Raw genomic sequence first — 233 nt, 5'->3', positions numbered from 1 at the left:
CGCTGGTTCTTGTTGGTCAGTATTCCAAAGTGCGTCAGCAAGATTGAGCTTGGCGACGACTCGATCCGGATACACCGAAACGATTTTTGCAAGAAGCGGTATCGCATCGCCTGGTCTCTTGGCCTGCACCAGAAAGAAACCTAGATCATTAGCCATTTGCACATCGATCTTCCCGACGAACCCTGCAATTTCCAGCGGATCATAAAATGTAATTCCGGCAAGATAAGTAGTCA

General features: G+C 48.1%; 1 protein-coding gene. It reads right to left on the bottom strand.

Annotation, left to right across the window (positions count from 1 at the left end; all coding sequences use genetic code 11):
• Positions 1–233, bottom strand: a 233-nt coding sequence (locus SB724_RS21960; protein WP_410573210.1) for a tetratricopeptide repeat protein, incomplete at both ends; no start/stop codon positions are given.

The organism is Bacillus sp. SIMBA_031, assembly GCF_046535225.1.
GTDB classification, from domain to species: Bacteria; Bacillota; Bacilli; order Bacillales; family Bacillaceae; genus Bacillus; species Bacillus velezensis.
The sequence above is the reverse complement of the archived record's forward strand: the minus strand, read 5'-3'. Positions and strand labels throughout refer to the sequence as shown.